This is a genomic window from Luteococcus sanguinis, from assembly GCF_039527675.1.
Classification (GTDB): Bacteria; Actinomycetota; Actinomycetes; order Propionibacteriales; family Propionibacteriaceae; genus Luteococcus; species Luteococcus sanguinis.
The window spans coordinates 35977-61366 of record NZ_BAAAKI010000008.1; the positions used below are offsets into that span (position 1 = coordinate 35977).

Consider the following 25390-nt stretch of genomic DNA (forward strand, 5'->3'; position numbering starts at 1 on the left):
TCACCGGTCTGGTCGGCGGGTGGTGTTGCGTCTGGTTGCGTGTCCGGAACGGCAAACTGCTCCTTGTCCTCACCCGGAATCACGGCCGCGCCCTCCGGCAGGTGCTCGATGTCGAGCGTTCCCTTGAAGATCCAGTTGTCGAGCGCGGTCTGGCGCACCTGGTCGCCGTAGAGGATCGGCCACAGGCCCATCCAGCGGTTCTTGAGGAAGAGCCGCAGCTGCTCGGTGGCCTCGGCGGTGTCGGCGAAGCCGTGCTCGACGGCGATGCCGGCCGCACGGGTGGAGCAGAAACCTCCCTGACAAGGGCCCATGCCCAGACGCAGCTGGCGCCGCAGGTCGTCGAAGGTGGCCTCCGGGTGGTCGTCCATCAAACCGGTGAGCATCTTCTTGCTGAGCAGCTCGCACTCGCAGATGATCTGGTCCTCGAGCCGGTCGTGCTCGCGCTCCTCCAACCGGTGGGTGACCACGTAGTTCTTGCCGCTCTCCGACTTCGGCACCGCCTCGGTGTCGGTGGTGCACGGACGGTCATCGCCGAGCTGCTCGCACATGATGTCAGTGATGTTCTTGGCCATCAGGCGGTAGGTGGTGAGCTTGCCGCCCGAGATGGTCAGCAGTCCCTTCACGCCGTCGCGCTCCTCGTGGTCGAGGATGCTCATGCCGCGGCTCATGTGGCGAGTGTCGGTGAGCGCGACGCGGGAGTCCTTCACCAGCGGACGGGCACCCGACCAGGCGTGCACCGCGCGCGCCTGGCGGAAGCCCGGGATCAGTGCCTCGCCGGCGTCCAGCATCTGCTGCACCTCGTCGCGCGGGATGGCGAGCTTGTCGGGGTCATCCACCTTCACGTCCGTGGTGCCGATGATGCAGACGGTGTGCACGGGGACGAGGATGTCGCCGTCGGCCGGGTAGATGCACCGGTTGACGACGGTGTTCACCAGCCGGTGGTTCATCGCGATCATGATGCCGCGGCCGGGCACGACCTCGACGCCGGGGCAGTCGGCCATGGCGGCGATCTGGCCGGCCCATGGACCGCCAGCGTTGATGACGAAGCGGCAGTCGATGGTCACCTGTTGGTCCTTCTTCAGGTCGCGGCAGATGACGCCGGTGACCTGATCACCGTCGCGGGTGATCTTCTCGACCGCGTGATAGGGCAGCACGGTGGCGCCGTGGTCAATCGCGGAGTGTGCCGCGCCCCAGACCATCTGCCAGCCGTCGACGGTGCCGTCCTGGACGGCGAAGGCTCGCTTGATGCCGCGGTTCAGGCGGGGCTCGCGGCGCAACGCGTCCGCGATCGAGATCTCCTCGCAAGGAACCTTGGTCGCGTCGGCGGCGGCCTGGAACTTGTCGGCGTGCTCCTCGGTGTCCTCGGGGGTGACGACGAACAGGCCCCCGGTGGCCTCGACGGCGTCGGCGTGGATGCGCGTGATGATCGCGTTCTCCTGCGCGCACTCGGTGGCCGAGTGGGGGTCGGAAACCACATAGCGTCCGCCGGAGTGCAACAGGCCGTGATAGCGGCCCGTCGTCCCCTGGCCCAGGTCGGCGCGGTCCACCAGGATCGCCTTGTAGCCGCGCATCGCGACGTCGCGCACGACGCCAGCGCCGGTCGCGCCGCCGCCGACCACGACCACGTCGGCCTGCAACCTGCTCATGCTGGTCTCCCCTCTGTGATGGGCCCCAGTGCCCACCGAAGTCACTGTGAGCCTAGGCACCAGCCCACGCCACTGCACCACCCAGTAGGGGATTCAGGCGCTCGTGCACCCCTGCGCAGTGGTGTTGCACGTACGTTCAGCGTCCGATGGCCGCGCTTGCGATCGTCACCCGGAGGGTGCCCTTGCGATGGCGGGAGAGAATCGTCACTCTGGAGGGACCGCTCACGCCAAAGGAGTCCTGTTGTCCGACGACACCACCACTCGACCCGTTGCCCTGGTCGCCGGAGCTTCCCGCGGTCTGGGGCTGCTGCTGGCGACCGAGTTCGCCCGGCGCGGCTATGACCTGGCCCTGTGCTCCCGCAACCAGGCCAGCCTTGACGAGGCCGCGGCGCAACTGGCGGCCGAGGTCCCCGGGACGCGCGTGCTGGCCCAGCCCTGCGACGTCGCCGACCAGGACGCGGTGAGCGCCTTCGTCGAACGGATGTGGAAAGAGTTCGGCGCGATCGACGCCGCCGTCCACGTCGCTGGGATCATCCAGGTGGGGCCCTGGCAGGCGACCACCCACCAACACTTCGAGCAGGCCATCGACGTGATGTTGTGGGGTCCGATCAATCTGGCCCTGGCCGTGCTGCCGAAGATGGTCGAGCGGGGCTCGGGCCGATTCGGCGTCGTCACCTCCATCGGCGGCAAGGTCTCCCCGCCGCGACTGCTGCCCTACAACGTCGCCAAGTTCGGTGCCGTTGGCCTGGTCGAGGGCCTGTCGGCCGAACTCGCGGGGACGGGCGTCACCGCCACCACGCTGGTGCCCGGCCTGATGCGAACCGGTTCCCACACCCAGGCCACCTTCTACGGCGATCCCGCCAAGCAGTACGCCTGGTTCGGGCCCTCGGCCTCGCTGCCACTGCTCTCGATGGACGCCGAGCGCGCCACCAGGAAGATGGTGGATGGGGTGGTGCGCGGACGTCCGGTGGTGCACATCTCTCCGCTGGCCCAGATCGGCTCGCGGGTGCACGGTCTCGCCCCGTCGTTGACCGTGCGGGCGATGGGGTTGGCCAGTCGCCTGTTGCCCACCGGCGACGATCCCGAGGTGGTCCCGGGGACGGTCGCCAAGGAGCGCCTGTCGTCCCCGCTGGTCGACCGGCTGACGGCTCTGGGCGACCGTGCCGCCCGCAAGAACAACGAGGTCTGAGGGTGCGGCTGTGGAGCCTGCACCCGCAACTGCTCGACCGGGCCGCGCTGGTGGCCGGCTGGCGTGAGGGCCTGTTGGCGCAGGCGGTGTTGCTGGAGCGGACCAAGGGCTACCGAAACCATCCCCAGCTGGACCGTTTCCGTGCGCACCCCCAGCCACCGCAGGCGGTGGCTGCCTGGTTGCTGGCACTGGCCGACGAGGCGGACGCCCGGGGCTATCGCTTCGACCGCTCCCGGGTGTTCTCGGAGCCGATCCTCGCCCCGGCCTTGGAGGTGACCACCGGGCAGCTGGAATTCGAGCTGGAGCACCTCCGCGCCAAGGTCATCGTCCGCCAGCCTGACTGGCGCGCGAAGCTGCCCGAACGCGACGCACGTCCACATCCCTTGTTCACCAGCGTTCCCGGCGGGGTCGAGGCCTGGGAAAGGGCCCATTGACCGCCGCCGCGTCGCAGTCCTAGCCTCGTGTCACACACCAGAAAATGTCGAGAGAGGCCGAATTCAATGAAGATTTCCGTGCCCACCGAGGTCAAGAACCGTGAATATCGCGTCGCCATCACGCCTGTCGGGGTGCACGAACTCGTCCAGCACGGTCACGAGGTCTTCGTCCAGGCCGGAGCCGGGGCCGGTTCGTCCATCACGGACGAGGAGTACGCCGCCCAGGGCGCGACGATCCTTCCCGACGCCGAGCAGACCTGGCAGGCCGGCGAGATGGTGATGAAGGTCAAGGAACCGGTGGAGGCCGAGTACGGGTTTCTGCGCGACGACCTGGTGTTGTTCACCTACCTGCACCTGGCCGCCGACCGGCCGCAGACCGACGCCCTGCTGGCAGCCGGCACCACGGCGATCGCCTACGAGACGGTGCAGTCGGCCAATGGTGCGCTGCCGCTGCTGTACCCGATGAGCGAGGTGGCTGGCTGTCTCGCGCCGCAGGTCGGGGCGGCGCAGCTGATGAAGGCGGCCGGCGGACGCGGAGTCCTGCTGGGCGGCGTAGGCGGCGTGCAACAGGCCAAGGTCGTCATCCTCGGTGCTGGCGTCGCGGGCCAGAATGCGGCCCAGATCTCGATGGGCATGGGCGCGGACGTGACGATGCTGGACGTCGACCTGGAGAAGCTCCGCCACGCCTACTGGCGTTACGGCAACAAGGTGCATGCGCTGACCAGCTCGTCGCTGGCGGTGCGCCAGCACGTCTGCGAAGCCGACCTGGTGATCGGCACGGTGCTGGTGCCGGGAGCGCGGGCCCCCAAACTGGTCACCAACGAGATGGTGGCCCAGATGAAGCCCGGTTCGGTGCTGGTGGACGTGGCGATCGACCAGGGCGGCTGCTTCGAGGACTCCCGTCCGACCACCCACGACGACCCGACCTTCGGCGTCCACCACTCGATCTTCTACTGCGTCGCGAACATGCCGGGCGCGGTGCCCAACACGTCCACCTGGGCGCTGACCAACTCGACGCTGCCCTACGCCGTCCAGCTCGCTGACAAGGGCTGGCAGCGGGCCTGCCGCGAGAATGTGGCGCTCGCCAAGGGCGTGAACACCGCCGACGGGAAGCTCGCGACCCCCGGTGTCGCCGAGGCCTTCGACCTGCCGTTGAGCCAGCTGGAGGACGTCCTGGGCTGAACCAGCGGCTGAAAACCGGACGGATCGGGCCATTTGCACGGTCCAATCGCCGAACAGGCCTGCTGGCGTCCGATTCCCAGCAGCACGGCCCGCCACCCGACCTGGAATGTCCATCCATCGACCGAAAGCGACCCCGCCCGTCCAGGCGCCAGGCGCCCGGGTTTGAATGGACCCATGGCTTCCACGCAGCAAGACCTCACCGCCGCCATCAACCTGCGCCTGGCCCTGATCGGCCAGCCGCTCGCCGCAGACGCGTCCGTTGAACAGGGTCAGCGATTGCTCGAGCCGATCATTTCGCGCCAGCGCGAGCTCTCCCGCCGCCTCGGTGAGCGCTTGTGCGCCGCCGACCAGCGCATCCAGGACTTCGTGGACGACTACCTCTCCGGCCTGGACGTGCAGCCGCAACTGCCTCGCCAGACGCTCGTCCTCGACACCCCCGGGATGGCCCGCGCGCTTTCTCTGCCACACGACGGGGACGAGTTCCACTCCGAGCTGCTGAGCTCCTACCGCGTCGCAAACGGCGTGCTGCACAACCCCGCGAACGACCGTCGCACCACCGCCGGCGTCTTCCACGTGGTCGAGGGAGGGCTGCCGATCCCGGACGACAAACTGGCGGTCCCGCGCGGGGTCTTCGCCCGGCTGATGGAAGGCGCGATGAACCCGCCGCGTGAGGCGATGGTCGTCCCCTTCACCGCCAACCAGACCGAGCAGGCTGCCTGCTTCGTCTCGTTGCTGCTGCGCCCACTGGTCGTCCCCGCCGTGCCCGGGTTCACCGACGAGCGGACCATGGAGGTCCGGTTCATCGTCCCCGGCGGTCTGGTCTCGAACCTCGACTTCGTCGAGGGCATCTTCGGCAACGGCGGCGACCCGCACCTGCCCGAGAACGACGCTTCGCTCGACCCGGAGGGCTGGACCGGAACCACCGGCGCCGTGATCTTGGCACCGCACCTGACCGCGATGACCAAGAAGGAACTCGGCCTCCCGCACTTCGACCAGGCCACGGACCGGCAGAAGCGCGACGGCATGTGCTGGAGCTCCGAGGACGAGCGCTACAACGGCGGGCAGGCCTTCAAGGTCTGTGCACGCGACGAGCGCGGCGTCATCGTCACCCTCATCGCCGACAACTACTACGGCTACTGCAAGAAGGAGGTGAAGACCCAGATCTCCTACTCCGCGAACCTCTTCGGCCTGGCCGAGGAGGAGCATTCCGGCGGCGCGCTGGCCTTCCCCGCCTACAACCTCGGCGCCGAGTGGACCGACACCTACACCCCCGACGACTACACCGTCGCCGACGTCGTCGCCCGCGATCCGCAGCGCTTCAACCCCCAGCCCGAGGGCCACGCGCTCGACCTGGAGCAGCCGCACCTGGTCATCGTCCCGGGCAAGTCGTCCTACTCGATGCGCACGCAGACGGTCAGCTGGGAGGCCCCGGACGGCACCCACCAGATCCCGCTGCGTGCCGGTCTCACCTACCTGGCGCCCAATGGCTACCGCGTCCACACCAAGCCCCGCGACGCCGACCCGACCCAGTGGCACCTGATCGGCACGTCGCCCAGCTCGACGCAGTGCCACAAGCCCGCGACAGTCTCCGGCGGCGGCAAGTCGGAGATCTCCAAGAGCCTGTTGGACGCCTTCGTCTTCGGCAATGCCTATGTGGCCGACTTCGACCATGACATGGACCAGGTCTCCGAACTGCTGGCCCGCGACTACTCCGACCGCTTCCGCGACCCGGCGCGCACCGATCACCGTCCGATCCTGTCCGCGGATCGTTCGCTGGGTTCGGTGATCAAGCTGCTGACAAGGCGGGACGACTACACCGACGCCTACAACGAGTGGCTCGGCGCCATCCCAGCGCACGTCAGCGAGCTGCTGTTCACCGTGAAGCGTTACTACCGGCCCGAGTGGGGCACCGACTGGCGATCCCACTTCTCCGTGGGCATCATGAACGGCCGCCAGGGCAATGCGCTGCGCCTGGACGGCGAGAAGATCGTGGTCAACATGCTGCGCGTCGGCTTCGACGATGACGGGTCGTGGCGCCTGTTCAGCCTGCGTCCGGACTTCTCGCCCGCCGCGAAGGTGCAGACCGAGGACGACATCACCGCCTCGGTCGTGGCCCCGCCCGCCGAGTACACGTCCGACCCGGTCTCGAAGAAGTACGTCGAGAACTGCGAGGCGCTGCTCTTCCAGCGTCCGGACGATGCGATCCACCGCGGCTACGACAAGCAGACCGAGAAGGATTTGGCGGGTTCGGACTCGTTCATCTCCAACTTCGAGCCGATCACCCGGGAGACGGCGCGCGAGCTGGTGGCCGATGCCCCGGCCATGAGCCGGTTCACGGAGCCGATGGCCACGTTGCTCCGGGACTTTGCTGCCACGACCCCCACCACCATCCCCGAGCCTGTCGAGGAACCTCTCGAGGGGTCCTACCTCGTCGTCTCGTCCGAACCCCGGATCGTCGCGGACGGCAAGCGGTCCAAGAACCCGCGCTACCTGCAGAAGCGTCCCGACCTGATGAACCCCGAAGCCACCGCGGCGGCAGACCTCGCCTCGCACCTGCTCCGGAAGGTTCCCGTCGACGAGCCGCTGCGGATGCCCGTCGACGTGGTCGCTGCCGGGCGTCGCAACAACGCCGCCGAGGCCGGGGTGCCGCCGCTGTGCGCCTACAACCCCTTGCACTACATGGAACTGCCGGAGCTGTTCATGGAGTTCATCAGCTCCATGACCGGCAAGTCCCCGTCGACGACCGGTGCCGGCTCCGAGGGCGCCATGACCAAGGGTCCGTTCAACGCGCTGCCCGCGATCATCGACCTGAACGCGGCGCTGCTCAGCTATGCCCTCACCGAGACCGACGGCTGGCTCAGCTCGGCCGGCGTGATCGGGCCGAAGGTGCGGGTCGACCACGACATCTCGCTGCTGGTGCCCGAGCTCTTCAGCCGGATGTGGCCGGACGAGCGTCGCGCCGCCACGCTGGTCGAGGGCGGCTACCTGGAACGCCTGGCCGACTTCGAGCACCGAGGACGCACGGTGCGCGCCAGCCGGCTGGGCTACCGGATGAATGCGGCCTTCGCGACGACGTACTTCGGACGCATCTTCCTGCACCCCGACGTGGTGTTCACCGACGAGATGCTGCGCCCAGAGCTGCAGGGCCTGGACACCTTCGCGGAGAGCATCGACGTCATCGTCACCACCCACCAGCGCGTGGCGCAGGCCTACTTCGATGACCAGACGGTCGAGCTGGCCATTCCGCCGCTGCGGGCGCTGCTGGAGATCATGGCCAAGGGCGCCTCGGCCGAGGGCTGGACGCTGGAGACCCCGGAGTTCCGCGCGCTGTTCGACCGGCGCACGATCCTGGGCTCGGGCTGGTACGCGCAGCGGTTGACCGCGAAGCAGGGCGCCGAGGTGGCCCACCTGCGCAAGGGCGTCGCCGACCTCGCGCCTTTCGTCAGCAAGGGCGGGAACCTCGCCCCGGTCGGACGCCTGGCCCTGGACGCGCGTCTGGACGCGCTGCAGCACCGCCTCGCGGTGGTCCAGTCGCCGGCCTGGCTGCGCTCCCTCGAGGGGACGCTGGGCCGTCAGGTCAACTTCGGCTGAGCCCGTTGGGGGCGGTAGTGGCGGCCCCCAACGGTGTTGTGGTTGCGGGTCTCGTAGCCACAGCCGCGCCATGCCCCCGTCCGAAATTGTTTGAAGATGTTGCCCGTTGCAGGACCTTGACCGCCGGGCCTAGTTTGTTCGCATGACACCAGCGCCTCGGGGGAGCAAGCGCCTCCGCACCCGCGTGGTCACGGCCGCACTCGTGGTGTTCGCGTCGCTGATCGCCGTCCCCGCGTTGACGGCTTCGTCGACGCCGATGGCCCCGATCATCCAGCAGCAGCCCTGACCCAACGTTGGGGCTGCGGGTCCATCGAAGGGCCTCGGCAACTCGCTCCACGAAGTCCCACGGGTGTCGCAGGTCCGCACGGGTGGCCCGGACGACGAGGTGACCCAGGCGCAGCAGGTGCTCCCACCGCTCGACGTCGCCAGCTCAGCGTCCCGTGTGCCACTTGCGGATCAACTGGATCCGTTGGTCGACCTGGTCGGTCGACGCCTTGGCCAGCGGCGGCCCCCCAGCCTGGCGCCGCAGCTCCGCATGGACGTGAGAGTGTGGGATTCCCTTGTGCCGGGCGTACTGGCTGACGAGCGAGTTGAGCTCCTTGCGCTTGGCCTCCAGCGCCCGGTGCAGGCTCACCTCCGGCGGCACCTTCTCCTTCTTCTCGGTCCGCTGGCGCCGCTGCAGGTGGCGACGCTGACGTTCCCGCAAGAGGTCACCGACCTGGTCGGGTTCCAGCAGGCCGGGCAAGCCAAGGTAGTCCTGCTCCTCCTGGGAGGCGGGCTCTGCGGTCAGCCCGAACTGGTGCGAGTCGAACATGACGTGGTCGAACTGCGCCTGCGACTCCAGCGCCTCCCACTGGCCCAGCAGGTCGTCCGATGCCTTCTCACCCTGGTTCGCGCGCTCGAGCAGGCCCTCCTCCTCGGCCCACAGCCCGTCCTCCTCGGTCTTCTTGCGTCCGAGGATGTGGTCGCGCTGGCGCTCCAGCAGCGAGGCATGGCTGAGGATCACCGGCACCGTTGGCAGGAAGACCGTTGCCAGTTCCCCTCGACGGCGGGTGCGGACGAAGCGTCCGACGGCCTGGGCGAAGAACAACGGCGTGGACGTCGCGGTCGCGTACACCCCGACGGCCAGCCGCGGGACGTCGACGCCTTCGGACACCATCCGCACCGCAACCATCCACCGCGCATCGGACCCACTGAAGTCGTCGATCTTCGCACTCGACCCGGGGTCGTCCGAGAGCACCGTCGTCGGCTTCGTCCCGGTCAGGCCCTCGAGGATGCGGGCATAGGCCCTCGCCATCGTCTGGTTGGTCGCGATGACCAGCCCCCCGGCGTCGGGGACGTGACGTCGCACCTCCGACAGGCGCGTGTCGGCTGCCCGTAGCACCGCCTGGATCCACTCGCCCTTCGGGTCGAGGGCGGTGCGCCAGGCGTGCGCGGTGAGGTCCTTGGTGAGCGCCTCACCGAGGTTGGCGCCCAGCTCGTCCCCGGCCTTGGTGCGCCAGCGCATCGGCCCGCCGTAGGCCATGAACAGCACCGGCCGGACGACGTGGTCACGCAGGGCGTCGGCGTAGCCGTAGGTGTAGTCGGCGCGCGACTGCTTGACCCCCGGCATCACCTCGTCGTAGGTGACGAAGGGGATCGGGTTCTCGTCGCTGCGGAAGGGGGTTCCGGTCAGGGCGAGCCGACGGGTGGCCGGCTCGAAGGCCTCCTTGATCGCATCACCCCAGCTCAGCGCGTCGCCGGCGTGGTGCACCTCGTCCAGGATGACGAGCGTCTTGCTGCCCTCGGTCCGGGCCCGGTAGTGGTGGACGCGGGCTGCGACACCCGCGTAGGTGACCGCCACGCCGTCGAACTCCCGGCTGCGTCCCTTGCGGCTCGACCCGCCAAGCCCCGGGTCCAGGTTGATCCCGACCTTGTGCGCGGCCTCGGCCCACTGCACCTTGAGGTGCTCGGTGGGCGCAACCACGATGACCCGCTGGATGATGCGCCGGTGCAGGAGTTCGGTGGCGACGCGCAGCGCGAAGGTGGTCTTGCCGGCGCCAGGGGTGGCGACCGCCAGGTAGTCGCGCGGCTCATCGGCGAGGTAGGCCGCCAGCGCTTCCGCCTGCCACGCGCGCAACCGGGACGCGGTGCCCCACGGCGCACGTCCCGGGAAGGCTGGGGAGAGGTTCTCGAAGGCAGAGCTGGTCATGGCTGGGCCACGTTACAACGTCGAGCTGACAGCTCGATGAATGCCGACCAACGGGCCCCCGCGCCCTCACCCGCGGGCACTCGGCCACTAAGATCTCCTTCGATCACAAGTACCTCACACCACTTTCCCAGCGAGGTTTCGAGCCACGACACCTTGGGGTTCGTCAACGTGGGGACGCCGGGCCAAGGGACGGCGTGCAGCCCGCGAGGGATTCGCCGCCCGTACCACTACTGGCGAAAGCCCACACCCCAATGGTCATAGGACATTCGTCCCAGACACGTGTACCGTAGGGTTTGTCGGTCAGCCGGGTTGCTGCCATCAAGGCCCTCCATGGGGATGGAGGGTACCTTCCAGTCGGGGGACGGAAGGACTGAGAAGTCCACATGTCCTGATTGGAGAACTCCATGATTCTCGTCGCCGCTGCTGTTGTCATCCTCTGGATCGTCGCCGCGGTCGTGTGGGTCGCCGACGCCTCGACCGCGCGCCAGGCCATCGACTCGATCCTCTTGAACGACGGCTTCGACGCCGACGGCTGCGACCGCCCGGAAGGCTTGAGCCGACGCGTTGAGGACGCCGTGAGCTCCCCCGAGACCATCCCCGCCTGACCTGTCGGCTGATGCGCCCTGGGCCAGGCCCCGGAGCGCCTCAATGCCCGCCGCGGTCTTCGCGCCTTCGGGCCAGCACCACGACGGCTTCAGGCCAACACCAGAACGGTGAGCAGCAGCGGCAGCAGGCCGCTCGCCACCGCGAATCGCAACGGCCACTGGTAGGCGACGGCGCCGAACTCACGCAGTTGCGCCGCGGCCCGGGACACGCCCACCGTTGGCGCGTCGACGAAGCCGAGGTCAAGACCTTGGGCCCGGGCCATCCACGAAGCCCGCAGGGTGTGGAAGTCGTTGCTGACCACGACACCCCGGGCGCCATCGCCCAGTTCTGCGCCGCCTGATCCCTGGCCGCCCAGCCGCTCGGACACCAACCTGGAGCTGAACTCCAGGTTCTGCCAGGTGGTCGTTGAGCGGTCCTCCAGCACCACGTCGGTCGCGGGCACCCCGCACGCCATCGCATACCGCGCCATGGCCGCCGCCTCGCTGACCTGCTCATCCGACCCCTTGCCACCGCTCATCACCAGCAGCGGACGTCTCCCCCCGTCGGCCGTCGACTGCGACCGGTGGATCTCGACTGCGGTGTCGATCCGCGAGGCCAGCACCGGCGGCACCCGGTCGCCCAACAGGCCGGCACCCAACACGATGACGTAGTCGACAGGGCCCACGCCCCCCGTCCCGTGCCGCAGCGACCACGCCTGCCAGCCGAGGAACAGGGCGGACGTCCACCCCACCAGCAGGCAGCAGAACAGGGACCCGACCGCCAGCCACGAGCTCGGGCGCAGCCAGACGACGGCGACCCCGGCCATCAGCAAGGCCGGCAGGCCGAGACCAGCGCCGAGCAGCTGCCGCCCGGGGTATCGGGGCCGCGACAACCAGTCGAGCCCCGCTCGCAGCAGCCAGCCGGCCGGCACCAGGCCGATCAGGGCGGCGGCCGTGACCAGGCCACGGGCCAGTTCGGGGTTCGTCACGCGTCCAGTCTCTCCTGTCACGGCAGCGGAACTCGCGGAAGCTAGGCTGCGGCCATGGGGGAGGAACTGCCGACGGTGGTGCACGAGATGTGCGCGTCCTTCACCCACGCGCTCAACCACACCGCCGAGGGCCTGCTGACCGGCTTCTACCTGCGCGGCTCCCTGGGCTGGGGGGAGTTCTTCCCTGGTTCGGACGTCGACTTCACCGCCGTTCTCGCCCAGCGACCCGGGCCCAGTGACCTGCGGGCCCTCGAGGCTGCACACACGCAGATCTGGTTCGAGTTCCCCCAGCACAACTTCGACGGCCACCACGTCGTGCTGGACGACCTGCAAGCCCCTCCGTCCCAGTGCCCGCCCGTCCCCTGCTCCCACAACGGACGCTTCGTGGCCGCCGCCGACCTGGACGTGAACCCGATCGCCTGGCATGAGCTGGCCACCCGCGGCATCCGCATCACCGGACGGGAACCCGGCGTGCTGTCGATCCAGGACGATGCGGACGAGCTGTGGCAGTACACCCACGAGAACCTGGCGAGCTACTGGGGACGGACCGCCAAGGAGCTCAAGGTGGGCTGGATGGTCGCCGGACGGCGTGATGACGTGGTGGCCTGGTGCACGCTCGGCGTCGCACGGCTGCACCACCTGCTCACCACGGGTCACGCGACGTCCAAGTCGGGTGCCGGTCGTTACATCCTGGAGCAGCTGGACGATCGCTGGCACCCATTGGCCGCCGACGCTCTGCGCGCCCGGGAGCGCCCGGACGAGCCGACTGGATACCGGCACCTGAACCAGCGCGGCAAGGACCTGCGTGACTTCGTGACCTGGGTGGTCGAGGACGGCGCCTCGCTGCCACCTGTGCGGGGCTGAGCACGATGGAGGTGAGCACGGTGGAGGTGAGCACGTGGAGGTGAATACGGGGGAGGTCACGCCCGAAGACTTCGAGGCCCTCGTCGACCGGGCCCTGTCATCGATCCCGGACGAGCTGTTCGACCTGGTGGAAAACTGCATCGTCGTGGTGGAGGACCGCAATGAGGAGGAGCCCGACCTGCTGGGCCTGTACGAGGGCATCCCGATCACCGAGCGGGATTCGATGTACAGCGGCGTGCTTCCCGACCGGATCTTCGTCTACCGCCTGCCGACGCTGGAGATGTGCTCGACGCTGGACGAGGTGGTCGACGAGGTGCACGTCACGGTCGTCCACGAAATCGCCCACTACTTCGGCATCGACGATGACCGCCTGCACGAACTGGGCTACGAGTAGGAACTCGGGCCCCAAGACGCAGGTGAGGGGCCCGGGAAGACCCGGGCCCCTCATCTGCGCTGGCAAGAACTGACGATCAGAACCGCTCGTCGGCAGCGTCCTTGGCCTCGTCGGCGAACTCGCTGGCCTTGTCGGCCACGTCGTCGGCGGCATTGGAGACCTTGGCGCCGGTGCTGCGCTGGCCTTCGATCGCGTCGAGGCCCTTCTGCACGATCTCCTTGACCTTCTCCACCTTGCCGTGGTGCTGGGCCGGGATCTTCTGGTCGATGGTCTTGGTGAGCTTGTCCACGGCCTCGTCGATCTTCTCGCGGTTCTTGTGGACGGCCTCGCCCGCCTTGGAGGCAGCCTCCGTGGCCTTCGCCTTCGCCTGGTCGGCGGCCTGCTTGGCCTTGTCGGTGGCCTCGCTGGCCTTCGCCTTTGCCTGGTCGGCGGCCTGCTTGGCCTGCTCGGCCTTCACCTTGGCCTGGTCGGCGGTGCCCGCGGCGCGGGCCTTGGCCTGGTCGGCAGCGGCCTGCGCCTTCGCGCGGGCCTCATCCGCCTTCGCCTTCGCCTGGTCGGCAGCGGACTGGGCAGCAGCCTTGGCCTGATCGTTCGCGTCGAAGGACTCGGTCATGTTCATTCTCCTGCTTCTCGCGCTTGGCGTGCTGTCGGTCGACAGTGGCCTACACAACCAACGGTAGTGATCCTTGTTCGCTTCCACCATCGACGGCGCGGACGCCGACAGCGAAATGGCGCGGCGTACGATCGGTGGGCGTGAGCCAACCCACCCCTGCCACCACTGCTCCGGCAACCGAGAAGTCGTCCGACGGGAGCATGCTGACGGTCCTGGTCGCCTTGGGCGCGAACCTGCTGATCGCCCTCGCCAAGACCGTCGCCGCCCTGCTCACCGGGTCGGCGTCGATGGTCGCCGAAGCGGCCCACTCCTGGGCGGACGCGGGCAACGAGGGCTTCTTGATGGTGGCCGAGCGTCGCTCGAACAAGCCCGCCGACGATCTGCACCCCTTCGGCCACGGACGAGAGGGCTACATCTGGTCGATGTTCGCGGCGCTGGGGCTGTTCACGGCCGGTTCGGTGGTGTCGATCTACCACGGCATCACCCAGCTCGGGAACCACGAACCCGAGGCCGACTACACCATCGCCTACATCGTGCTGGCGATCGCCTTCGTCCTGGAGGGTGCGAGCTTCCTCCAGGCCCGCAGACAGGCGTCCAGGGCCGCAACGAAGCTCGGCGCCAGCACCCTGCGCTATGTCGCCGACACCTCCAACCCGACGCTGCGCGCGGTCTTCTTCGAGGACGCCGCTGCCCTGGTCGGCCTGGTGGTGGCCTTCGCCGGTATCCTCACCCACCAGCTCACCGGCGATGCGATCTACGACGCGATCGGGTCGATCGTCGTCGGTATCCTGCTGGGCGTCATCGCGCTCTTCCTGATCGGACGCAACTCCGACTTCCTGGCCGGCCAGTCCGTCTCGCCCGCCTTCCGGGCCCGCGCCCTGGCCAAGCTGCTGGAGCACCCGGAGATCTCCCGGGTCACCTACCTCTTCTGCGAGTACGTGGGCGCCGACAAGGTCTTCCTCGTCGCGGCCGTCGACCTGGCCGGGGACGCCCCGGAGTCGCACGTGGCGGAAGTGCTGCGGCGGCTGGAGGCCGAGATCACCGACAACGACCTGGTCGAGCGTGCCGTCCTGACGCTGAGCGCCCCCAGCGACGCAGCGCTCACGCCGGACGCCTCGAGCCTGAATTCTCGTTGACCGTTGCCGGTCGCGGCACGAAGTTGTCGGAGCCGAGAGTTAGCCTGACCGCGTGAAGCATCTCGCCTGGTTCCTTGCCCTGCTTGTGATGGGAGCCGCCACCGCATCCTGCGCGAAGGTCTCCCCGGACGCGATGAACGTCCCGGCGACCGTCGCTGCGTCTGCCACCGCTGGCCAGGGCACCGATGACGGTTCCGGGCCGGCGTCCAAGACCGCAGCCCCGGAACCGACGCCCACCCGGCAACTCGCGGTGGCGTTGTCGTCCCAGCACCCGATCACCGCCTTGCTGCCGACCGACTCGATTGACGTGACGGTCACCAACGGCCGCCTGGACGGCGTCACCGTCACCGGCCCGAATGGTGAGGTCGCCGGCATCCTCGACGGCAGCACGTGGCAGCCGAGCCGCAACCTGCTGCCCCAGACCGACTACACCGCGACCATCCAGGCCACCAACGACCAGGGCGTTGCGCAGGAGCTGACCAAGAAGTTCTCCACGCTGAAGACCAACATCGCTGGCTATGACGTGCTCTACCAGGGCTTCACCACCGGCGTCGGGATGCCGGCGACCATCCAGTTCGTCAGCGCCGTGGAGACCAAGGCGATGCGCGCCGAGGTGGAGAAGCACGCCAAGGTCACCGTCGTCCCCGCGCAGGAGGGCTCCTGGGGCTGGCTCGACAACCGCCAACTGATGTGGCGACCCAAGACCTACTGGAAGCCGGGGACGAAGATCACGGTCACCACGGAGTTCGCGGGGCTGCAGACCGGCGCGAACAAGTGGCTTGGACGCGACGACACGGCGCAGCTGGCGATCGGCGACCAACGGATTCTCTACACCGACATCGCCGCGCACACCCTCAAGGTGACGCAGAACGGCAAGACCATCCGCACCTTTCCCGTGACCAACGGCAAGTCGGGCTTCACCACTCGCTCCGGCACCAAGGTGATCATCGAGCGGCTGAGCCAGGTCAAGATGAACTCCGAGACGGTGGCCATCCCAAAGGACTCCGCCGAGGCCTACAACCTGGACGTGAAGTGGGCGATGCGGGTGACCTGGACCGGTGAGTTCATCCACGCCGCCCCGTGGTCGGTGGGCAGCCAGGGCGTCGCGAACGTCTCCCACGGCTGCACCGGGATGAGCACCGCCAACGCCAAGTGGCTGTTCGACTTCGTCCGCGCCGGCGACCTGGACATCGTCACCGGTTCCTCGCGCATCATGCAGCCCACCGATGGCGTCGGGGTCTGGCAGTACAGCTACGCCGGCTGGAAGCAGCAGTCCGCGCTCAACTGAGTCATCGGACTTCGAAGGATCCGTAGCCCTTCGCGGACACGTGGGTGGCGATGACCTGGTCCACCCCGGCCCAGCGGGGGCCTTGCTGGCACCAGTCGACCATTTGGTCGACCGGGTCCTCGTCCCCCTCGAACCAGGCTGCGACCGAACCGTCCGGCTGGTTGCGCACCCACCCGGTGACGCCCACCTGCTGCGCCTGTTGGGCCGTGCTCCACCGGAAGCCGACGCCCTGCACCCGTCCCGTGATGTGCACCTCGACCGCTGTCGTCATGACTGCATTCTGTCCGATGCCCTCGCCGGGCTGGCGCTGGTTCGCCGCGCGAACGCTGCGGCAGCAGCAATTGCGGCGGTCGGATGGGAGCGTCGGCTTGCACAGGTGGCGCCTCTCGACGCAAGGTGTCGGGGACGATTGACCGCTGGTCGACCACGATCGAAGGACCCTGCATGACGCGCCGTTCCCGGCTGGCCGCGCTGTTCGCGCTGGCACTGACCGCTCCGCTGTTGACCACCCCGGTGGGCGCAGTGCCCGCCGAGGCGGCCCCCGCCGACAAGACCGCGAAGAGCACCTGGATCGTGCGCTACAAGAATGGGTACAGCGCGCAGGGTGCCTCGGCGAAGGCGGAGCGGGCCGGGCTGAGCGTCCGGACGCGCCTGGAGAAGGTCTTCCCGGGTGCGGTGATGGAACTGACCGAGACCCAGCTGTCGCAGGTGCGCGCCGACTCCAGCGTGGCGGCCGTCTACGAGAACAAGCGCTATGTCTCCTTCGGCGCCCAGGCCAACCCCGGCTGGGCACTCGACCGGATCGACCAGAAGTGGGGCAAGGCGGGCTGGTTCACCAGCTACTACCAGGGCACCAATGTCCCGGTCTACGTGGTCGACTCCGGGGTCGACTCCTCACTCAAGGAGTTCGGTGGCCGCGTCAGCGCCGGTTACAGCGCGGTCGGCGGCAGCGCCACCACCGACGGGCTGTACCACGGGACACATGTCGCAGGTCTGGTCGGCTCCACCACCTTCGGCTCGGCCAAGCGTGCCCGCATCATCCCGGTGAAGGTGCTGGACGACTACGGCTACGGCACCTCGGCCGGCGTTCTGGCGGGTCTGGAGTGGGTGCTCAAGAACCACGTCGACGGCACCGCCGCTGTCACCAACATGAGCCTGGGGACGAATGTCGCCGACGGCATCGACCCCGCCGTGGACGACGCCGTCAGCCGGATGATCGCCGAGGGCATCACCGTCGTCGCCGCCGCGGGCAACGAGAACGCGGACGCCTGCAAGATCTCCCCGGCGCACCTACCCGCCGTGATCACGGTCGGCGCGATCGGGGACTCGACCACGTCGGTCAACAAGCGCTGGGTCGACACCGCGTCCGAGGGCAGCAACTGGGGCACCTGCCTCGACCTCTTCGCACCCGGCAGGAACGTTCCCTCGACCGTGCCCGCCTCCACCGGCCACCGCTATGCCCTGATGACCGGCACGTCCATGGCGTCGCCCGTCACGGCTGGCGTGGTCGCCCAGATCCTGCAGGCCCGACCCTCCTGGACCCCGGCGCAGGTCAGCGCCCAATTGATGGCCCAGACGTGGAAGAGCACCGCCACCGACGCGCGTGTCTCCAACCGCGGCACGGGTTCACCAAATGTCGTCCTCAGCTCGATGTCGACCGTGACACCCGGCGTGCTGGAGCGTGCAGGCACCCCTGGCGTGACCGGCACCCCGCGCGTCGGACGCGTTCTCACCGGTTCGACCGGCACCTGGGGCGTCGGCCCGGTCGTCGTCACGCGCCAGTGGGAGCGGGTCAACATCTGGGGCACGGCGACCCCGATCAAGGGCGCAACGGGTTCGACCTACACCCTCACCCGTACCGACAAGTACTTCCGCATCCGGTTGCGGGTCACCGCGTCCAAGCCCCTGTACCGCACGACCAGCGTCGTCTCGGCCCAGACCGCCCAGGTGCGCTGACCACAGCTGGCCGGGGCTCCGATGCCGGCGTGCACCTACGCTCGGCCGGTGACGTCCATCACATCCACACTCAATTTGAGCGGGGCTGTTTGGGCGGTAGTGTGAGCGCAACCGCGACGCGACGACGCATGCGACGCCGCTCGTGCGAGCCCTGCAAACCCTGATTGGTCGGAGATTGGACTCCGGTTCAAGGAGGAACTATGAGTGAGAACGCGACTTTCACGGTTGGCGACAAGGAGGTCGACCTCCCCTTTGTGCCGGCCTCCATCGGCAACAACGGACACGACATCACCAAGCTGCTGGCCAGCACCGGTGACACCACCTACGACCAGGGCTTCTCGAGCACGGCGTCGTGCAAGTCGGCCATCACCTTCATCGATGGCGACAAGGGAATCCTGCGCTACCGCGGCTACCCGATCGAGCAGCTGGCGGAGCGGTCCACCTTCCTCGAGTGCGCCTACCTGGTGATCTACGGTGAGCTGCCCACCGCAGAGCAGCTCGAGACCTTCACCAGCCGCATCACCAAGTCCACGCTGCTGGACGAGCGGATGCGCGACCTCTTCCGCTGCTTCCCCCGTCGTTCGCACCCGATGCCCGTGCTGGCCGCCGGCATCATGGCACTGTCGACCTTCAACACCGACTCCATCGGGCTCGACGACGAGTCCGTCGAGCGCGCCACCGAGCGCCTGCTGGCCAAGGTGCCCACACTGGCTGCCTACTCGTACAAGAACTCGGTCGGGCAGCCGACGCTTTACCCAGACAACTCACTGAGCTACATCGAGAACTTCGAGCGGATGAGCTTTGGCTTCCCGACCGAGTCCTACCAGTTCAACGAGGCGATCACCCGCGCCCTCGAGGTGCTGTTGATCCTGCACGTCGACCACGAGCAGAACTGCTCGACCTCGACGGTGCGTTTGGTCGGCTCCTCGCAGGCGAACATCTATGCCTCGGTCGCCTCCGGCGTGAACGCCCTGTCCGGCCCACTGCACGGTGGCGCCAACCAGGAGGTCCTGGAGATGCTCCAGGCCATCAAGGACTCGGGCATGACCGTCGCCGAGTACGTCCAGCAGGTCAAGGACAAGAAGGCCGGCATCCGCCTGATGGGCTTCGGCCACCGCATCTACAAGAACTACGACCCCCGCGCGGCCATCATCAAGAAGCACGCCGACGAGGTCCTGAAGCTGAAGGAGGGCCGCACCGACCTGCTCGACATCGCGCAGGAGCTGGAGCAGACCGCCCTCAGCGACCCCTACTTCCAGGAGCGCAAGCTCTACCCGAACGTCGACTTCTACTCGGGCCTGATCTACGAGGCGATGGGCTTCCCGGTGAACATGTTCACCGTCCTGTTCGCCATCGGCCGTCTGCCCGGCTGGATCGCGCAGTGGCGCGAACAGAACTCCGAGGTCGGCACCAAGATCGGCCGTCCGCGCCAGATCTACATCGGCGAGGTCGAGCGCGACTACGTCGCGATGGAGAACCGCTGAACTCCACCCGATCCGTCGGTCGGGTTGGCACACGCAGCAAAGGGCCGGGGCCCCACCGTTCGTCGGTGGAGCCCCAGCCTCGTCCTGTGGCGCGTCACAGCGCCGGACGGCTTACAGGTTATGCCTGAGGCGGACAACCCTGACAGCGGTCATGGGAACGTGGGAACAATTGCTCCATGACTGATTTCACCGATGCTGAGCAGGACCAGATCCGCGGCGGCGTGATGGGCGCCATTGCCCTCGTCTCCCAGGCCGACCCCGGCTTCTTCGACATCTTCAAGGAATCGAAGGCCGCCTCGCAGGCCCTCGCCAGCGCGCCGGAAGGCGTCAAGGACCTGATGAAGGGTGGGCTCGTGATGCCGCCGCAGGCGTCCAGCAAGGACGACCTGAAGCAGAAGATGCTCGCCAGCCTCGCCACGGCCGTCCAGGTTGCCGGCAAGAACCCTGACGCCCAGGCGGCGATCAAGAGCTACGTGAGGGCCGCATGCCAGCAGGTCGCCGAGGCCTCGAAGGGCGTCTCCGCCGAGGAACAGGCCGTGGTCGCCGAGATCGAGGGCGTGCTCCAGGGCGCTGACACCGCGCAGGTGCCGGCCGGTCAGACGGCCGCGCAGCCGCAGGCTCAGCAGGTTCAGGCCGACCAGGCGCAGGCCCCCGACCAGGGGCTGCAGTTCCCCAGGTGATCCACCGCTGATCCTGATTCCGAGCCCAGACAGCACGAAGGCCCGTCTCCCCCACTTGGAGACGGGCCTTCGTCATGCCCCCCGGCCCACTTCCGGGGGACACCGGGCGCGACTCCTGAAGGAGGCCGCACCCTCAGGTGCTTGCTTCGGCAAGTGTCCGCATGGCTACATGGCGAACGACTCCCGGTGCACCTGGGATGGGTGGACCCCATAGGCCTCGGCCTCGGTCACGAGGGCCTTCGACCAGGCATCGGGTCCACAGACATAGACGTCCGCGTCGGCGATCCAGGGCGCCAATTGGACGAGCTTGAGATTGGGGTGGTCGCTGGTCGTCCAGGCACCGTCCCCGGAGCGGTTGCCGACCAGGGTGACGAGTTGGATGCCGCGCTGCCTACAGATCGTCCGGAACTCGTCCAGGTGGTACAGCTCCTCGGCGTGGCTGGCACGGAGCAGCACCAGCGAGCGTCCCGGGATGGTCTGGGTGGCCTCGACGACCGCGCGGATCGGCGTGATGCCCACTCCCGAACCAGCCAGCACGATCGCCTCCTGGGTGCGGGCGGCATCGGTGAAGACGCCATAGGGACCCTCGAAGCTGACCCGGGTGCCGGGCTTCACCTGCATGATCCTGGCGGTGCCGGCACCGGCATTGCGGACGGTGATCCGCAGCGAGGTGCCATTGGGGGCGGCGCTGATCGAGAAGGGATGCTGCTCGAGCGCGAGACCGGGGGTCCAGAAGCGCCAGTTGAAGAACTGCCCGGCGGCGACGTCAAGGGTGCCGAGGTACTGCCCGGCCATGGTGATCGTCGCCACGTCGTGCGACTCCTGGCGGACCTCGCTGACGACCAGCGAGTGCCGCAGCGAACGCGTGATCGGGACGATGACCCGGTAGACCAGCAGGGCGGAACCGGTGACGGCGTAGAGACCGATCCAGTAGGCCTTGGCCCAAGGGGCATCGAAGAGCTTGTCCATCGTGAACTGGTGCGGGATCGACAGGCCGATCGCCACATAGGTGCTCAGATGGATTGCGTGCCACAACTGGTGCGGGAGGTGCTTCTTGACGCTCAGCAGCGCGGACGTCAGGCCGACCAGAACCAGCAGGCCAAAGCTGACCACGGCCAGCGCATAGTCGGGCCAGGTCCACAGCCGGGTGAACTCGGTGATGACGCCGACCTGCTGGCTCATCGCATAGCTGAGCGTGGTCAGGACGCCGTGCGCGAGCACCGCGCCCACCGCCCAGACACCGAGCCCACCGTGTTTGGCGATGGCCCGGTCGTGGCCCATGGCGCGGTCGATGAAGGGAATGCGGGCCGCCAGCAGCACCATCAGGCAGAGCAGGTCCGCCGAGACCAGGCCGAGCAGGATGCCGACGCTCTTCAGGGCGTCCTTCAAGGAACCCCAGCCGGTCAGCCCACGGTCGGCGAAGTAGAGCAGCGCCAGCATGACGACGGACGCGATGGCAACGGCCTCGATGACGCGATTGCGGATGGCCTGCTCGGTTCGCCGGGACCGGTAGGGGTCGCGGGGAGCGCCGCCCGAGCGCTGCTCTACGGCGCGCTCTCGCAAGGGGACCGTGGTGGTCCCCATTGCATTCCTGGCCGCCAGCTCGGTGCTCATGTCATGGAGATTCGCGTCCGAGACTGTGTCATACCTGTGCACGCGCTGTCGTCAGGCAACGAGTGCTCGTCCACTCCAGACGCAGGGATGTAAAAGGTACTTGACGTAAAGCAAGCTATACGTCAAGCCTGCTTTACTAACCCTTCACACCCTGGAGATCATCATGATCAACACCCAGAAGTCGACCTTCGGACGCACCCGCTCCGGCCGCTCACCGTGGCCCGGGGCACTACTGATCGGTGTGGCCCTGACCGGTGTTGTTGCTGGCATCGCCGCCCTCACAAACGACGGAGAACGCTCTTGGCTGTTGCCGGTGCTGCTCACCGCCTCCTGCCTCCCGGTGCTGACCGTGCTCGGCTGGTCACTCCTGGTTGACCGCAACTCCCTGAAGGGAAGCATCGCGAACCCCGATGAGTCGATCGAGAGCACCTGGTACGACGCCGCCACCCGGGGCTGCTTCCACGACATCCTGATCGTGGCGGGCCTCACCCTGACCGCGGTCTCCATCGTCCCGGCCCTCCACGGGCTCAGCGCCCAGGCAGCCCTCAGCGCCCTGATCCTGTTCATAGCCGCGGATGTGGTCGTGCGCTACGTCATCACCAAGCATCGGGACGCCTGATGGAGAACCGTCTGCCCGACCTGCGAGCGGAGCGGTCCTGGAGCCAGCAGCGCCTGGCCGACCTGCTGGGGGTCTCCCGCCAGACCGTGATCTCACTCGAACGGGGGCGCTTCGACCCCTCGCTCCCGCTGGCCTTCAACATCGCGACGCTGTTCGGGTGCCGCATCGAGGACGTCTTCACACCGGCTGCATGGGCGCCGGTCGAGATCCCCGAGTGACTGGTTGAGCCTTGTTCCGCTGGCGGTGGCAGGGTTCACCCAGAGCCGCAGGACAGCACGAGGGCCCCGGACTCATCGTCCGAGGCCCTCGATTGGTGGCGGCAGGCGCAGCTCAGATCACTTGTCGATCTCCCCCGTGGTGTCACCGGCAGAGTCGACGTCGCCCATGCCTGGGGCGTCGATCTCGGTCTGGCGCGAGGGGGTCTGCTTGGGCTCCATGCCCGGGCGGGGCTGGATGTTCAGCGCGATCGGCTTGTTGACGTCGGCGAAGAAGTCGTTGCCCTTGTCGTCCACGACGATGAAGGCCGGGAAGTCCTCGACCTCGATCTTCCAGACCGCCTCCATCCCGAGCTCGGGGTACTCCAGCACCTCGACCTTCTTGATGCAGTCCTGCGCCAGGCGAGCAGCAGGGCCGCCGATCGAGCCGAGATAGAAGCCGCCGTGCTTGGCGCACGCGTCGGTCACCTGCTGGGAGCGGTTGCCCTTGGCCAGCATCACCTTCGAGCCACCAGCCGCCTGGAATTGGTCGACGTAGGAGTCCATCCGGCCAGCCGTGGTGGGTCCGAAGGAGCCGGAGGCCATGCCCTCGGGCGTCTTGGCGGGGCCGGCGTAGTAGACCGGGTGGTCCTTGAGGTACTGCGGCATCTGTTCGCCGGCGTCCAGGCGCTCCCGAATCTTGGCGTGGGCGATGTCTCGAGCCACGACGAGCGTCCCGGACAGCGACAGGCGCGTCTTGACCGGGTGCTTGCTCAGTTCGGCGAGCACCTCGTCCATCGGCTTGGTCAAGTCGATCTTGACTGCGGCGCCCTTGCCGGTGCCGGAGATACCGTGCGAGTCGGCGTCCAGGTCCTCGTCGACGTGCTCGGGCATGTACTGTGCGGGCTCGAACTCCAGCTGCTCGATGAAGACGCCCTCGGGGGTGATCTTCGCCTTGCACTGGCGGTCGGCCGAGCAGCTGACGGCCATCGCGACGGGCAGCGAGGCACCGTGACGGGGGAGGCGGACGACGCGGACATCGTGGCAGAAGTACTTGCCGCCGAACTGGGCACCGATGCCGAGCTTGCGGGTGAGCTCCAGCACCTGCTCCTCGAGTTCGTGGTCGCGGAAGCCGTGCCCGGTGATGTCACCGTGGTCTGGCAGGGTGTCGAGGTATTTGGCGGACGCATACTTGGCCGTCTTCAGCGCCCATTCGGCCGAGGTGCCGCCGATGACGATGGCCAAGTGGTACGGCGGACAGGCAGCCGTTCCGAGAGAGCGGATCTTCTCCTCGAGGAACTTCATCATCGAGTCGGGGTTCAGGATCGCCTTGGTCTCCTGGTACAGGTAGCTCTTGTTCGCCGAACCACCGCCCTTGGCCATGAACAGGAAGCCGTACTCGTCCTCGTGGCCGGGATGGGTCTCGGCCTCGATGTCGATCTGCGCCGGCAGGTTCGAGCCGGTGTTCTTCTCCTCCCACATCGTGATGGGGGCGTTCTGCGAGTAGCGGAGGTTGAGCTTGGTGTAGGCGTTGTAGATGCCCAGGCTCAGCGCCTTGCCGTCCGGGCCCTCGGTCAGGACGTGCTGGCCGCGGTGGCCCGACACGATCGCGGTGCCAGTGTCCTGGCACATCGGCAGCACGCCGCCGGCGGCGATGTTGGCATTCTTCAACAGGTCGAGGGCGACGAACTTGTCGTTGGCGCTGGCCTCCGGGTCGTCCATGATCTTGCGCAGCTGGGACAGGTGCCCCGGGCGCAGGTAGTGGGCGATGTCGTGCATGGCCGTCTCGGCGAGCAGCGTCAGCGCCTCGGGGGCCACCTTGAGGAACTTGCGTCCCTCCGGGCCCTCCAGCACCTCCACGCCGTCGGTCGTCAGCAGGCGATAAGGGGTCTCGTCCTTGCCGAGCGGAAGCATGTCCTCGTAGGCGAACTCAGCCATTTCAACTCCTTGGTGGCGGCCGGCTGCCGTGCCGGACGGCCTGTCTTGGGCTCTGGCCAGAAGTCTTTCATGGCGCGCGCCCGCGCACGCGCGCGGGTTCAGTTCCAGACCCAGCTCGACTGCAGGGCGGAGAACAGGGAACTGGTCCACTCACGCTGGCTGCCCGACTCGGGCGGGACGATGATCCCCAACACCTGGCCGGAGACCAGGTCGCGCGAGCACAGAGCCGTCCAGTTGTCGCCGGTGAGGCGCACGGCATCGCGTCCGCTCAGCTTGGTCTGGCTGACCGCGGGTTCGTCGGTGGCCGCGACGACCGTCGAGGACGCAAGCTCTCGGCAGTCCTGCGTCAGGTCGGCGCTGTCGAGTCCATAGGTGAACAGGACCTGCTCGCCCACCGTGTTCTCCAGGGCCTGGAAGCCCTCGGGGGACGAGGTGACATACCAGCCCTGTGGAACCTCGGCCTGCCAACCGACGTCGGCGAGCTGGTCGAAGGTCTGGTCCGGGTACTGCTCCTGGGGGTACTCGGCGGAGGTCTCGACCCCCACGGGCAGCTCGTTGAGGCTGGAGACCGAGTTGATGATCGCTCCGATCACCACCGCGAAGAAGAGGGCGGCTGCGGCAAGCGCGATGGTCATCATGGAGTTGGACGACGAGCCGGACGAGGTCTGCACCGGTCCGCTGGGGAAGCCGGCGAAGGGCTGGCGCCCCGACTTGGCGCTCACCACGGGAGGCGCCGGGCGTAGTGCCTCACGGTCAAGTCCCCGCGTGGTGGGGGCCGTGCCTCATGTGATTGTCCCCGCGTGG

The 25390-nt window shown here is 68.0% G+C and carries 22 protein-coding genes and 1 pseudogene; 15 read left to right on the forward strand and 8 right to left on the reverse strand.

Annotated elements, in window-relative coordinates:
* Window positions 1–95: 95 nt before the first annotated feature.
* Window positions 96–1646 (reverse strand): annotated as a pseudogene (gene glpA / locus ABD089_RS06950) (anaerobic glycerol-3-phosphate dehydrogenase subunit GlpA); the annotation flags it as partial.
* Between the two features lie 241 nt (window positions 1647–1887).
* Between glpA and ABD089_RS06955 the strand changes: the two are divergent.
* From ABD089_RS06955 to ABD089_RS06975, 5 genes are all read left to right on the forward strand, one after another.
* Window positions 1888–2835: an SDR family NAD(P)-dependent oxidoreductase gene (locus ABD089_RS06955; RefSeq protein ID WP_343885560.1), complete on the forward strand. Its 948-nt coding sequence runs from the start codon at window positions 1888–1890 to the stop codon at window positions 2833–2835.
* Between the two features lie 2 nt (window positions 2836–2837).
* Entirely contained in the window at window positions 2838–3269 is a 432-nt protein-coding gene (locus tag ABD089_RS06960) for a pyrimidine dimer DNA glycosylase/endonuclease V (protein WP_343885562.1), read from the forward strand.
* A gap of 66 nt (window positions 3270–3335) precedes the next feature.
* Window positions 3336–4451, forward strand: coding sequence for an alanine dehydrogenase (ald, locus tag ABD089_RS06965; protein ID WP_343885564.1), 1116 nt, complete (start codon window positions 3336–3338; stop codon window positions 4449–4451).
* A 174-nt stretch (window positions 4452–4625) separates the two neighbouring features.
* The gene (locus tag ABD089_RS06970; RefSeq protein WP_343885565.1) at window positions 4626–8042 is read left to right on the forward strand and encodes a PPi-type phosphoenolpyruvate carboxykinase family protein; all 3417 of its coding nucleotides are present in this window, start codon (window positions 4626–4628) and stop codon (window positions 8040–8042) included.
* Between the two features lie 142 nt (window positions 8043–8184).
* Window positions 8185–8328, forward strand: coding sequence for a hypothetical protein (locus tag ABD089_RS06975; RefSeq protein WP_343885566.1), 144 nt, complete (start codon window positions 8185–8187; stop codon window positions 8326–8328).
* A 144-nt stretch (window positions 8329–8472) separates the two neighbouring features.
* On the opposite strand, the gene ABD089_RS06980 is transcribed toward ABD089_RS06975, so the two are convergent.
* Window positions 8473–10233: a DEAD/DEAH box helicase gene (locus tag ABD089_RS06980; RefSeq protein ID WP_343885567.1), complete on the reverse strand. Its 1761-nt coding sequence runs from the start codon at window positions 10231–10233 to the stop codon at window positions 8473–8475.
* A 404-nt stretch (window positions 10234–10637) separates the two neighbouring features.
* On the opposite strand from ABD089_RS06980, the gene ABD089_RS06985 reads away from it, so the two are divergent.
* Window positions 10638–10838 (forward strand): hypothetical protein, encoded by a 201-nt coding sequence (locus tag ABD089_RS06985; protein ID WP_343885568.1) that lies wholly within the window; start codon window positions 10638–10640, stop codon window positions 10836–10838.
* A gap of 89 nt (window positions 10839–10927) precedes the next feature.
* On the opposite strand, the gene ABD089_RS06990 is transcribed toward ABD089_RS06985, so the two are convergent.
* The gene (locus ABD089_RS06990) at window positions 10928–11806 is read right to left on the reverse strand and encodes a YdcF family protein (protein ID WP_343885569.1); all 879 of its coding nucleotides are present in this window, start codon (window positions 11804–11806) and stop codon (window positions 10928–10930) included.
* 54 nt (window positions 11807–11860) lie between these two features.
* Between ABD089_RS06990 and ABD089_RS06995 the strand changes: the two genes are divergently transcribed.
* Both ABD089_RS06995 and ABD089_RS07000 read left to right on the forward strand, forming a co-directional pair.
* Window positions 11861–12670: a hypothetical protein gene (locus ABD089_RS06995; RefSeq protein WP_343885570.1), complete on the forward strand. Its 810-nt coding sequence runs from the start codon at window positions 11861–11863 to the stop codon at window positions 12668–12670.
* A 34-nt stretch (window positions 12671–12704) separates the two neighbouring features.
* Entirely contained in the window at window positions 12705–13064 is a 360-nt protein-coding gene (locus tag ABD089_RS07000) for a metallopeptidase family protein (RefSeq protein WP_343885571.1), read from the forward strand.
* A gap of 76 nt (window positions 13065–13140) precedes the next feature.
* On the opposite strand, the gene ABD089_RS07005 is transcribed toward ABD089_RS07000, so the two are convergent.
* Window positions 13141–13677, reverse strand: coding sequence for a hypothetical protein (locus ABD089_RS07005; RefSeq protein WP_343885572.1), 537 nt, complete (start codon window positions 13675–13677; stop codon window positions 13141–13143).
* A gap of 140 nt (window positions 13678–13817) precedes the next feature.
* Here ABD089_RS07005 and ABD089_RS07010 point away from each other — a divergent pair, with 140 nt between their 5' ends.
* Window positions 13818–14813 carry a cation diffusion facilitator family transporter gene (locus ABD089_RS07010; RefSeq protein WP_343885574.1) on the forward strand — a complete coding sequence of 332 codons (996 nt, stop codon included), beginning with the start codon at window positions 13818–13820 and terminating at the stop codon, window positions 14811–14813.
* Between the two features lie 52 nt (window positions 14814–14865).
* Entirely contained in the window at window positions 14866–16101 is a 1236-nt protein-coding gene (locus ABD089_RS07015; RefSeq protein WP_343885575.1) for a L,D-transpeptidase, read from the forward strand.
* Window position 16102: 1 nt separating this feature from the next.
* Here the strand turns inward: ABD089_RS07015 and ABD089_RS07020 are convergent, their stop codons facing one another.
* Entirely contained in the window at window positions 16103–16372 is a 270-nt protein-coding gene (locus ABD089_RS07020; RefSeq protein ID WP_343885576.1) for an acylphosphatase, read from the reverse strand.
* A gap of 173 nt (window positions 16373–16545) precedes the next feature.
* On the opposite strand from ABD089_RS07020, the gene ABD089_RS07025 reads away from it, so the two are divergent.
* The 3 genes from ABD089_RS07025 (at window position 16546) to ABD089_RS07035 (ending at window position 20221) form a co-directional block, all read left to right on the forward strand.
* The gene (locus tag ABD089_RS07025) at window positions 16546–18057 is read left to right on the forward strand and encodes a S8 family serine peptidase (RefSeq protein WP_343885577.1); all 1512 of its coding nucleotides are present in this window, start codon (window positions 16546–16548) and stop codon (window positions 18055–18057) included.
* Window positions 18058–18257: 200 nt separating this feature from the next.
* Window positions 18258–19541, forward strand: coding sequence for a citrate synthase (locus ABD089_RS07030; RefSeq protein WP_343885578.1), 1284 nt, complete (start codon window positions 18258–18260; stop codon window positions 19539–19541).
* 176 nt (window positions 19542–19717) lie between these two features.
* Complete coding sequence (locus tag ABD089_RS07035; protein ID WP_343885579.1) at window positions 19718–20221, forward strand: hypothetical protein; 504 nt, start codon at window positions 19718–19720, stop codon at window positions 20219–20221.
* Window positions 20222–20386: 165 nt separating this feature from the next.
* On the opposite strand, the gene ABD089_RS07040 is transcribed toward ABD089_RS07035, so the two are convergent.
* Window positions 20387–21835 (reverse strand): ferredoxin reductase family protein, encoded by a 1449-nt coding sequence (locus ABD089_RS07040; RefSeq protein ID WP_343885580.1) that lies wholly within the window; start codon window positions 21833–21835, stop codon window positions 20387–20389.
* A gap of 163 nt (window positions 21836–21998) precedes the next feature.
* Here ABD089_RS07040 and ABD089_RS07045 point away from each other — a divergent pair, with 163 nt between their 5' ends.
* Both ABD089_RS07045 and ABD089_RS07050 read left to right on the forward strand, forming a co-directional pair.
* On the forward strand, window positions 21999–22454 hold the full coding sequence (locus ABD089_RS07045; RefSeq protein ID WP_343885581.1) for a hypothetical protein: 456 nt from the start codon (window positions 21999–22001) through the stop codon (window positions 22452–22454).
* Window positions 22454–22672, forward strand: coding sequence for a helix-turn-helix transcriptional regulator (locus ABD089_RS07050; RefSeq protein WP_343885582.1), 219 nt, complete (start codon window positions 22454–22456; stop codon window positions 22670–22672). Before ABD089_RS07045 ends, ABD089_RS07050 begins: the two co-directional genes overlap by 1 nt.
* A gap of 117 nt (window positions 22673–22789) precedes the next feature.
* Here ABD089_RS07050 and ABD089_RS07055 read toward each other — a convergent pair whose 3' ends face one another.
* Both ABD089_RS07055 and ABD089_RS07060 read right to left on the reverse strand, forming a co-directional pair.
* Window positions 22790–24586: a fumarate hydratase gene (locus ABD089_RS07055; RefSeq protein ID WP_343885583.1), complete on the reverse strand. Its 1797-nt coding sequence runs from the start codon at window positions 24584–24586 to the stop codon at window positions 22790–22792.
* A 98-nt stretch (window positions 24587–24684) separates the two neighbouring features.
* The gene (locus ABD089_RS07060) at window positions 24685–25308 is read right to left on the reverse strand and encodes a hypothetical protein (RefSeq protein WP_343885584.1); all 624 of its coding nucleotides are present in this window, start codon (window positions 25306–25308) and stop codon (window positions 24685–24687) included.
* Between the last annotated feature and the right edge of the window lie 82 nt (window positions 25309–25390).

Excerpts from the sequence above, each read along its gene's own strand:
- ald (WP_343885564.1), top strand. The coding sequence starts at position 3,336 with ATGAAGATTTCCGTGCCCACCGAGGTCAAGAACCGTGAATATCGCGTC.
- ABD089_RS06970 (WP_343885565.1), top strand. The coding sequence starts at position 4,626 with ATGGCTTCCACGCAGCAAGACCTCACCGCCGCCATCAACCTGCGCCTG.
- ABD089_RS06975 (WP_343885566.1), top strand. The coding sequence starts at position 8,185 with ATGACACCAGCGCCTCGGGGGAGCAAGCGCCTCCGCACCCGCGTGGTC.
- ABD089_RS06980 (WP_343885567.1), bottom strand. The coding sequence starts at position 10,233 with ATGACCAGCTCTGCCTTCGAGAACCTCTCCCCAGCCTTCCCGGGACGT.
- ABD089_RS06985 (WP_343885568.1), top strand. The coding sequence starts at position 10,638 with ATGATTCTCGTCGCCGCTGCTGTTGTCATCCTCTGGATCGTCGCCGCG.
- ABD089_RS06995 (WP_343885570.1), top strand. The coding sequence starts at position 11,861 with ATGGGGGAGGAACTGCCGACGGTGGTGCACGAGATGTGCGCGTCCTTC.
- ABD089_RS07005 (WP_343885572.1), bottom strand. The coding sequence starts at position 13,677 with ATGACCGAGTCCTTCGACGCGAACGATCAGGCCAAGGCTGCTGCCCAG.
- ABD089_RS07020 (WP_343885576.1), bottom strand. The coding sequence starts at position 16,372 with ATGACGACAGCGGTCGAGGTGCACATCACGGGACGGGTGCAGGGCGTC.
- ABD089_RS07025 (WP_343885577.1), top strand. The coding sequence starts at position 16,546 with ATGACGCGCCGTTCCCGGCTGGCCGCGCTGTTCGCGCTGGCACTGACC.
- ABD089_RS07030 (WP_343885578.1), top strand. The coding sequence starts at position 18,258 with ATGAGTGAGAACGCGACTTTCACGGTTGGCGACAAGGAGGTCGACCTC.
- ABD089_RS07035 (WP_343885579.1), top strand. The coding sequence starts at position 19,718 with ATGACTGATTTCACCGATGCTGAGCAGGACCAGATCCGCGGCGGCGTG.
- ABD089_RS07040 (WP_343885580.1), bottom strand. The coding sequence starts at position 21,835 with ATGAGCACCGAGCTGGCGGCCAGGAATGCAATGGGGACCACCACGGTC.
- ABD089_RS07045 (WP_343885581.1), top strand. The coding sequence starts at position 21,999 with ATGATCAACACCCAGAAGTCGACCTTCGGACGCACCCGCTCCGGCCGC.
- ABD089_RS07050 (WP_343885582.1), top strand. The coding sequence starts at position 22,454 with ATGGAGAACCGTCTGCCCGACCTGCGAGCGGAGCGGTCCTGGAGCCAG.
- ABD089_RS07055 (WP_343885583.1), bottom strand. The coding sequence starts at position 24,586 with ATGGCTGAGTTCGCCTACGAGGACATGCTTCCGCTCGGCAAGGACGAG.